We start from the raw sequence: 8,884 nt of genomic DNA, 5'->3' as shown, positions 1-8,884 counted from the left end.
ACTAGTTATTTGTTGAAAACCAATTTACTGATAACCAATCTATCAGTAACTAATTTCCCAGTAACCAATCACAACTTCCTTACCACAATCAAGCCGTCTCTTATGGGTAATAGAATGTTTTCGGTGCGTGGGTCATCGTGTAATTTTTGGTTGAATGCCCTAATCGAAACTGTGTCTTTGTCTTTTTTACTTGGGTCGGCTACTTTTCCACTCCACAGTACATTATCCGAAATGATATAACCTCCCTGACGGACTTTATCGAATACTAAATCATAGTATTTATCGTAATTGAGCTTGTCGGCATCAATAAAAATCAAATCGAATGTTTGTGTGAGTGTTGGAATGATTTCAAGAGCATTGCCAATTCTGAACTCAATTTTGTCTTTTAGCGGCGATTGATTGAAAAAACTTCTCACGAAATCTTCCAGCTCTTCGTTTACATCAATGGTCAGTAATTTGCCATTTTCTTGTAGCCCTTCGGCCAAGCACAAAGCCGAATATCCAGTGTAAGTTCCAATTTCAAGAATATTCATCGGACGAATCATGTGCGAAAGCATCGAAAGAAAGCGTCCTTGAAAATGACCTGATAACATGCGTGGTTGTAAGACCTTGGCGTGGGTTTCTCGGTTTAATTTGCTGAGAATCTCATTTTCGGTCGAGGTATGAGCCACACAATATTCATCAAGTTCGTCACTAATAAACTCCATTTTATACTACACTGATTGGTTTTTAAGTGATGGTAAAAATTGAATTGATAACATTTTTTTAACCGAGCGTCGGTCGCCACGGAGTTGCCCAGAGTTTAAAAATCACAGAGTTTCACAGAGTTTTTTTATTTATTCATTGTGTAACTCCGTGTTGTACTTTGTGTACCTCTGTGGTAAAATACTATCAATTAAATAGTTCTTTGTACTTAAATAAGCTAAATACCTTTTAATTACAAAATTAGAACATTTTTTAGAAATCCTAACAAATTAGGTTATTTTTTTTGAAATAATCAAATTTATAATAAAAATTATATTTTCAATAAAAAATGAAAATTAATTTTTTGGAATAAAATAAAAAGGAAGCCTTCGCATAAAGCGAAGACTTCCCTGAAACGACTTCCTTGAAAATTCTTATAAATACTTTATACTTTATTTGATTTTGCTCTTAAACTAAAATCTGCTAAAACCAATGCCGCCATCGCTTCGACGATTGGCACGGCACGAGGTAATACACAAGGGTCGTGGCGGCCTTTGCCCGAGACAATTACTTTTTCGCCTTCAGCATTCACACTTTCTTGGTCTTGCATAATGGTAGCTACTGGCTTGAAAGCTACCTTAAAATAAATGTCTTCGCCATTAGAAATACCACCTTGAATACCACCCGAAAGATTGGTTTTGGTGTGAACCTTGCCGTCTTCTCCGATATAAAATTCGTCGTTATGTTCCGAACCGTATAACTCAATGCCTTCGAATCCGCTACCGTATTCAAAACCTTTCACGGCATTTATTCCGAGCATTGCTTTACCGAGTTCGGCATGAAGTTTATCAAAAACAGGTTCTCCCCAACCCACAGGCACACCTTTGATAACACATGTAATGATTCCACCAATCGAATCGCCTTTTTTGCGAGTTTCATCAATGTAATCAAACATTTTTTGAGCCATTTCTTCGTCAGGACAACGCACCGCATTATCATCTGTTTTTGAGAGGTCGAGTTCCCAATATTGCTTGTCGAGCTTTAATTTACCCACCTGCGAAACGTAGGCTTGAATCGTAATATTATTGGTAGAAAGAAGCGTTTTTGCCAATGCCCCCGCAGCTACACGAGCAGCCGTTTCACGAGCCGAACTGCGTCCGCCACCACGATAATCACGGTTACCGTATTTGGCTGTGTAGGTATAGTCAGCGTGCGAAGGACGATATTGGGTAGCAATATGGCTATAATCTTTAGAGCGTTGGTCTTCGTTCGGAATTACCATCGCAATGGGCGTTCCAGTAGTTTTTCCTTCAAAAACCCCCGAAAGAACTTGAAATTCATCAGATTCTTTGCGTTGCGTAGTGATTCTTGACTGACCAGGTTTGCGTCTATCTAACTCGTTTTGAATGAAATTTTCATCGAATTCAACTCCCGCTGGGCATCCATCAACAATTACTCCGATTGCCTTTCCGTGTGATTCTCCGAAAGTCGATATTTTAAAGATTTTTCCGTAAGTGCTACTCATTTATTAAATATATATTTTCAGTTATTTAAACAGCGAAGTGAAACCGCCCGACGTTCGGTTCGCTCCACTTTATTCATTATTAGCTTTTTTCTTTCTTCTCCAATTAAACAGATATAAACTGCCTACTAACATGCAGATTATCAGTAAATTAGATATGTTTTTCAAAACCTCTTGATAATTGGTTTCGGTTCGAGAAGTATCGAGTTTATCTATTCCTGCAAAAATATCATTCGAGGTATCGGTATCTTTATCGGCAATGGTTTTACCTAAAACCTTGATTTTTAGAGCCGATTTAAGTGTATCATAATGCCCTTTTTTTGTATTGAAAAACACCCAAAAGAAATATTTATCGAATTGATATTGGCCCGAATCTTTGGGTAAAATTCGGTATCGGAATAGTTTCTCTCTGCTTATTTGTCCATTTAGTCTATTTTCTTTGATTTCGGGTGGGTAGAAATCAAAAAAGCTATCATTGGTTGGCGAGGTAACATTAACCGTAGAAAAGTTGCCGTCGCCCACAATTTTGAACAAATAGCTAAAACTCTTGCCTGTATTGATTTTGCGAGTTTCGATTTGCTCGACCAAACTAAAATTTCCAGCTGAAACCTTATCTTTGAGCGGATGCTCGGGTAAATCCAAGACCGAAATGGTCTGAGGAATATCTTTAAAAACGATGCTTTCCTTAGTGTTTTTAATGGTCTGAACCATTCTCAACTCAACCGCAGGAATATTAATGGGTTTACTATTGAGCGGAAAATAGTTTGCTTCAAAGAACTGGTAAGAAAGATATTTTTTGCCATTAATGCTTGTCGGAACACCCTTCAAATCTGAAATCAGGATTCGTTGTTCTAAGCAATCAGGAGATTTTATTTTCTTGGCAATGGCATCGACTTGGGCATTCAAATCATCGGCAAAATCCATTTTAATAGTATTGCTTTCGGCCACATAAAAGGCAAGAGAAACTCTGAAACCTTCTCCCACATAAACTTTGTTTTTACTGACATTCATGGCCAAAAAAGCGTTATTTTTAGCTTTTTCTGGCGAAATCGTCTCGTTTTCTTCCTCAGCATTATCGACTGGCGAATTGACTATGATATTAAATGCCTCATTTGTATAGTCTCTATTGTTAACCGTCAGCGTAAAACTCGGAATCTTGAAGTTTCCTTCTTTGGTTGGGGTGTAGGTTTGAGTGATGGTATAGCCAAGCGGATTTTTTGAGAATACTTTTTGTCTGGCTCCTTTTGTAAAGCTCGGAAGCTCGGGAAAGGCACTCATGGCCGATTTATCGGTGTTTCGAATGATAACTTTAATCGTGAAGTTTTCTTCCAGTAAAATATTCTTTTTACCCAATTCGATTCTAACGTCTTCTTGAGCCAAAGCAAAATTGGATACTAAAAAGAGTAAAAAAATATAGAAAATATGTAACTTACGGCCATTCATTTTACAAAAATAACCACTATTCTCTTTGTTTGCTATGATTCGCCAGTTTTTTAAGAAAAAAGCTCATTTACTGTTCATTTTACTATCTACCAATACCATAAATGCTCAATGGATAAAGCAAGTGTCAGGAACAGATGCCTCGTTTCGCTCGATTCATGCCATCAGCAAAAAAGTCGTGTGGGCAGGTGGGAGCAAAGGCACTGTTTTGCGAACAACCAATGCGGGGGCTACGTGGCAGGTTATAAAGGTTAGTGGTGCAGAGAAATTGGACTTTAGGGATATTTATGGCGTAAGCGAAAAAGTGGCTTACATCATGAGTGCGGGTTTGGCTGAAGAAGGAGCAGCGAAGGTTTTCAAAACAAGCGATGGGGGTAATACTTGGAAAGTTATTTTGGAATATAAAGATAAAGGAGCTTTTTTTGATTCGATGGATTTTTGGAATGAAAAAGAAGGGATTTTGATTGGCGACCCAATTGATGATAAACCTTTTATTTTACGTACACTCGATGCTGGAAATACTTGGCAGCGTATCAATAAAGAGAAATTGCCTCCCGTACTCGAAGGCGAAGCATCTTTTGCATCAAGCGGAACTTGCGTGGCGGTTCAGCCCAATGGCAGGGCATGGCTCAACACTCAAAGTAGAATTTTCTTCACATCTGATAAAGGCGAAACTTGGCAGGTTTATCAGACTCCATTCAAAAAAGGACAAACCGCCGGGATTTTTGGTTTGCATTTTTGGAATGAAAATCAAGGAATTGCCGTAGGTGGCGATTATAAAAATGATAAAGAAAAGATTGATAATGTAGCCATTACGCACGATGCGGGAAAAACTTGGGAGTTTTTGCCAACTGCACAACCCGATGGCTTGAAAGAGTCGGGTTGGAGGTTGCCCAACAAAAGTTTGTTATTGGTCGGAACTTCGGGTACGAGCCTACTCGGTGAAGACAGTGGGACGCCACCCGAACCCGAATGGAAAGCCATTGATACAGAATCTTTTCATGCAATTTCGTGCTTCAAAGACGCCTGTTGGGCAATTGGCGGCAAAGGAAACTTAGCAAAATGGGGGAAATAAATTAGTCAATAGTCCACAGTTGACAGTCGATAAAAAACTGTTGACTGTGGACGATTGACTGTGGACTTTTATTTTGCTCTTTCGTCGATTTTGAGTTGGATATAGTATGAAACTAATAAACCTGCTCCGCCAAAGAACATAATCAAAGCAGGGTAGAGGGCTTCGTTATCTTCTTTTACGCTGGCAATCATATTTGCTACAAAAATCCCCAGTCCAACGCCAACAAAAAGACATCCCCAACGGAGTGCTGACGCTGGATTTACTTTTGCACTTTGTTTCTGAGGTAAAGCAATACCTTTTTCAATCATTGCCATTCTTTCGTCGTTATCGAATTTTCTCAAAATAATCATTAATCCGACAAAGCCTAAAATGGCTGTAATTGGAATCGACATTGCTACAATAGCTGCTCTTGGGTCCATAATCTTGTATATGTTTTATGTATTGAAATTTTATTTTGCTAATAGGATGCAGGTTTCTTTTTGCAGGTTACAGCTTATGATAATTAAGAATTCAGAATTAAGAATTAAGAATTGTTTAAAGTGTTGATTATAAGTAATTTAGAGTTAAATTGCTTCCCCCAAATTTCTTGAGATATTTTTGTGAAAGTCATAAAACTAATTTTTTAACTGATTTTACACAGAGCCATTGGCTCGATTGATTTTGTAGCCATCGATTTTAATCGATGGTAGTAATTAAAAGAACAAATTAAGTTCCATCGGAACGGTACATTTATTATATGAGGCGTTCCGATGGAACTTTAAAAACTATGTACATCTTTTTTACCGTCGATTGAAATCGACGGCTACAAAATGAGACAATCCTATGGATTTTTAGAAAATTTGCGTAACATCAGTTATTTAATCTTTTAAGTGTAACCTTTTCAAAACAATCTGCATCAAATCGGTTGTGAATGATAATCAGAAAGATATAAACCTACTCAATCGTATTCGGACTGGCGATAAATCGGCTTACAAGGAGTTGATTAATCGCCATAAAGATTATGCCTTTACGGTTGCGTACCGAATTCTGAATAATCGAGAAGATGCCGAAGAAGTAGCTCAAGATGCTTTTATGCAGGTTTTTGGGGCTTTGTCTTCTTTTAATTCCGAATCGAAATTCACTACTTGGTTTTATCGAATCGTATTCAATGCTGCTTTGATGCAAAAACGCAAGAATAAAGTAGAGGCAGTTGATATTGAAAGTTCATCAGAGGCATTTATGGTGAGTCATTCGAGCGATTCGGCCGAAGATTTAAGAAAAAACGAAAGAAAAATAGCTATACAGAAAGCCTTACAAAACCTTTCGGCCGATGATACTACCATGATTACATTATTTTATCTGAAAGAATTATCGCTCGAAGAAATTGCCGAAGTAACGAATGTAAGTGCCGAAACAGCCAAAGTAAAAATCCACCGAGCCAGAAAACGTTTAGCCGAAGAGATGAAAAAACTCTTGAAAGACGAAGTGAAGAGTTTGTTATGAAAACAATTATACTATGAACAGCTATTTTAAAATTACATTATTACTTATTATCCTATCAACTAAAACATTTGCACAAACTTTTGAAGCAAAGATTGATAGTCTAATTCAAACAGAGTTCAACGAAAAAAATGGCCCAGGCGGTGCATTTATGATTGCTAAAAATGGCAAACCGATTTATCAAAAAGCATTTGGTAAAGCAAATTTAGAATTAGATGTAGATTTAAGGCCCGAAAGCGTATTTCAGATTGGCTCAATGACTAAGCAGTTTACGGCCATAGCCATAATGATATTGCAAGAACAAGGAAAATTGAACGTGAATGAGCCAATTTCTAAATATATTATAGATTATCCAGCGGGTGAGAAAATAACGATTCATCATTTATTGACTCATACATCGGGCATCAAAGATTTTACGAAGATGAAAACACTTCGAGAAATTGCTCAAAAAGAAATGACACCTAAAATGATGGTCGATTTCTTCAAAAACGAACCCGTTGATTTTGTCCCTGGTGAAAAATTTGATTATAATAATTCGGGTTATGTGGTTTTGGGATATATTATTGAATTGGTTTCGGGCGAAACCTATGAAGATTTTATCAGAAAGCATATTTTTGAAAAAGTGGGTATGAGTCAATCTTACTACGCCAGCGACCGCCAAGTGATTAGTAAACGAGCTTATGGCTACCACAAAAAAGAGCATGGATTTGTCAATAAAACAGTCATTAGTTTTAGTGTACCATTTTCATCGGGTTCGTTGATGTCGAGTTTGGGCGATATGCTGAAATGGCAAAATGCTTTGAATAATCATGTGCTTTTGAATGCCGAAAACACCAAAAAAGTGTTTAGCAAATATAAATTAAACAGTGGTGAAGAATTTACGTATGGCTACGGCTGGCACATCAAAGACCTCAACGGAACCCCGAGCCGTGAACACGGTGGTAGTGTTTTTGGTTTTAAATCGATGGGCGTGTATATTCCGAGTGAAGATATTTACGTTGTTGGATTTAGTAACTGTGATTGCCACTCGCCAACCCAAATAACGAGAGATATTGCCGCAATGGCTTTAAAAAAGTATAAAAAATGATTTATTTTGCCTCAGAAATGGCTGGAAGCAAATAAGTCAAAAACAAAAAAGCGTATGAAAATGCTAACTGACGAACAAATATTTGATATTTTGGATGGTTGTGCCTCAAAAGAGATTTTGTCACAGCACCAAAATCTATTGTCTGAATCGGCGGAGTATAAGGCATACTTTGAAGAGTTAGAAGCAGTGCATTTCGATTTAGCCGATTTGAACATTGAAAAACCATCGGCTGAATTTACCGAAAATCTTTTGGCAAATATTGCTTTCGCTCCAGTCAAAAAGAAATCGTGGAGCAGCCAACTTACTTGGATATTTTTGGCATTGATGTCGGTATTTTTTGTAGTAACTATCGGGCTGGCCGTATTTTATTTCTCCAACTCAACTTCAGCGATTGAAATTCCGAGAGTAAATAACTTAGAAGTTGTCAATGATTTTTCGACAGATATGTTGGTAAAAGTGATTCTTTTAATCAATTTGATAGTCTTACTGGCCATTTTTGATAAAAAAGTGCTTAAACCATACTTTATGAATAGAAAGGTGCGTCTAAGTTAAATTCATTAAAAAACTAAAGCCATGTTTCTGAAAGCCCAGCGATTCGTAGAATTGGTGGGCTTTTTCACGTTTAAGGTTACTCGAAAGACTCATTTTGTAGCAGCCTTTTTCTTTGGCATAATTTAGAGCATATTCCATCATTAATTTTCCGATGCCTTTTCCTTGCACAGAAGGCAAAACCCCAACATCCTCAACCACCGCCGATGGCGTACCCTGATGAGCCATATTTTCCATAATAAGTATGGCGAAAGTTCCAACAAGTTGCTGCTCATATTCTGCTACAAATACTTTATAATCAGGATATTGCTGCTGTTTTAAGAATATTCTTTGGGCTTTTTCAACCGATAAAACTTTTCCATTGTCGAGCGATTCGGCATAAATGTGCAGAATATCTTTCACGTCATTGAGCGTTGCTTGGCGAATTATTACTTCCATCAGAATATTTTAAAACTTTTTAACCAAACACTAAGTTATACATTCTCAGTTAAAAAAATAAAGTTGTGAGTAAAAGAAAAAGTGAAAATGGGGCTATACTCAATCAAAAGTATGCCACCGAAGACTATTATTATGAGAACGGATTCTTGATTTTTACGAGTGCATATCACCTAAAGCGTGGTTATTGCTGTAAAAATGGGTGTCGTCATTGTCCGTATGGATATAAAAAAATATAAACTATACTTTTTCCTTTCCAAAAAAATATGTAATTTTGCACTCCGTTTTAGGAAAGTATTCATTTTTTCATAGAAAATATTCAATAAGGCAATGGCAAAAGTTTGTCAAATCACTGGTAAGAAAACGCAAGTCGGTAATAACGTATCGCACGCTAATAATAAAACTAAGCGTAAGTTTTTCCCAAATTTAAAAACTAAAAGATTCTTTTTAGAATCAGAAGGTATCTGGGTTTCATTGAAAGTTTCGACTTCAGCACTTCGCACTATCAACAAAAAAGGCTTAGAAGCTACTTTAGTTGATGCAGCTCGCAAAGGTACTTTAGCGTTATAATTCGCTGAAATTTACTGAAAGGTATTGATAAGAAGCATGACTC

11 protein-coding genes are annotated in these 8,884 nt (G+C 37.0%); 6 read left to right on the top strand and 5 right to left on the bottom strand.

Annotated features, from left to right (window positions below; all coding sequences use genetic code 11):
* Positions 1 to 68: 68 nt before the first annotated feature.
* From ACOVO2_RS13345 to ACOVO2_RS13335, 3 genes are all read right to left on the bottom strand, one after another.
* Complete coding sequence (locus ACOVO2_RS13345; protein ID WP_421770457.1) at positions 69 to 707, bottom strand: O-methyltransferase; 639 nt, start codon at positions 705 to 707, stop codon at positions 69 to 71.
* A gap of 422 nt (positions 708 to 1,129) precedes the next feature.
* On the bottom strand, positions 1,130 to 2,209 hold the full coding sequence (gene aroC, locus ACOVO2_RS13340; RefSeq protein WP_421770456.1) for a chorismate synthase: 1,080 nt from the start codon (positions 2,207 to 2,209) through the stop codon (positions 1,130 to 1,132).
* 69 nt (positions 2,210 to 2,278) lie between these two features.
* Complete coding sequence (locus ACOVO2_RS13335; RefSeq protein ID WP_421770455.1) at positions 2,279 to 3,649, bottom strand: BatD family protein; 1,371 nt, start codon at positions 3,647 to 3,649, stop codon at positions 2,279 to 2,281.
* 34 nt (positions 3,650 to 3,683) lie between these two features.
* Here ACOVO2_RS13335 and ACOVO2_RS13330 point away from each other — a divergent pair, with 34 nt between their 5' ends.
* Positions 3,684 to 4,721 (top strand): WD40/YVTN/BNR-like repeat-containing protein, encoded by a 1,038-nt coding sequence (locus tag ACOVO2_RS13330; protein WP_421770454.1) that lies wholly within the window; start codon positions 3,684 to 3,686, stop codon positions 4,719 to 4,721.
* Positions 4,722 to 4,789: 68 nt separating this feature from the next.
* Here the strand turns inward: ACOVO2_RS13330 and ACOVO2_RS13325 are convergent, their stop codons facing one another.
* A complete protein-coding gene (locus ACOVO2_RS13325) occupies positions 4,790 to 5,140 on the bottom strand; it encodes a DUF6249 domain-containing protein (RefSeq protein WP_421770453.1) in 351 nt (116 codons plus the stop codon).
* Between the two features lie 487 nt (positions 5,141 to 5,627).
* Between ACOVO2_RS13325 and ACOVO2_RS13320 the strand changes: the two genes are divergently transcribed.
* From ACOVO2_RS13320 to ACOVO2_RS13310, 3 genes are read left to right on the top strand one after another with little or no spacing between them, the layout of a single operon-like run.
* The gene (locus tag ACOVO2_RS13320) at positions 5,628 to 6,203 is read left to right on the top strand and encodes an RNA polymerase sigma factor (RefSeq protein WP_421770452.1); all 576 of its coding nucleotides are present in this window, start codon (positions 5,628 to 5,630) and stop codon (positions 6,201 to 6,203) included.
* Between the two features lie 13 nt (positions 6,204 to 6,216).
* On the top strand, positions 6,217 to 7,287 hold the full coding sequence (locus ACOVO2_RS13315) for a serine hydrolase domain-containing protein (protein ID WP_421770451.1): 1,071 nt from the start codon (positions 6,217 to 6,219) through the stop codon (positions 7,285 to 7,287).
* 54 nt (positions 7,288 to 7,341) lie between these two features.
* Entirely contained in the window at positions 7,342 to 7,839 is a 498-nt protein-coding gene (locus tag ACOVO2_RS13310; RefSeq protein WP_421770450.1) for a hypothetical protein, read from the top strand.
* Here the strand turns inward: ACOVO2_RS13310 and ACOVO2_RS13305 are convergent.
* A complete protein-coding gene (locus tag ACOVO2_RS13305; protein WP_421770449.1) occupies positions 7,831 to 8,274 on the bottom strand; it encodes a GNAT family N-acetyltransferase in 444 nt (147 codons plus the stop codon). The two genes, ACOVO2_RS13310 and ACOVO2_RS13305, sit on opposite strands and share 9 nt — an antisense overlap.
* Before the next feature lie 65 nt (positions 8,275 to 8,339).
* Between ACOVO2_RS13305 and ACOVO2_RS13300 the strand changes: the two genes are divergently transcribed.
* Together ACOVO2_RS13300 and rpmB are read left to right on the top strand one after the other, a co-directional pair.
* Positions 8,340 to 8,510 carry a DUF5522 domain-containing protein gene (locus ACOVO2_RS13300; protein WP_229250523.1) on the top strand — a complete coding sequence of 57 codons (171 nt, stop codon included), beginning with the start codon at positions 8,340 to 8,342 and terminating at the stop codon, positions 8,508 to 8,510.
* 91 nt (positions 8,511 to 8,601) lie between these two features.
* Positions 8,602 to 8,841 carry a 50S ribosomal protein L28 gene (gene rpmB, locus ACOVO2_RS13295; protein WP_188764895.1) on the top strand — a complete coding sequence of 80 codons (240 nt, stop codon included), beginning with the start codon at positions 8,602 to 8,604 and terminating at the stop codon, positions 8,839 to 8,841.
* The last annotated feature ends 43 nt before the right edge of the window (positions 8,842 to 8,884 follow it).

Source organism: Emticicia sp., assembly GCF_049241225.1.
In the GTDB taxonomy this organism is placed as follows: domain Bacteria; phylum Bacteroidota; class Bacteroidia; order Cytophagales; family Spirosomataceae; genus Emticicia.
The sequence above is the reverse complement of the archived record's forward strand: the minus strand, read 5'-3'. Positions and strand labels throughout refer to the sequence as shown.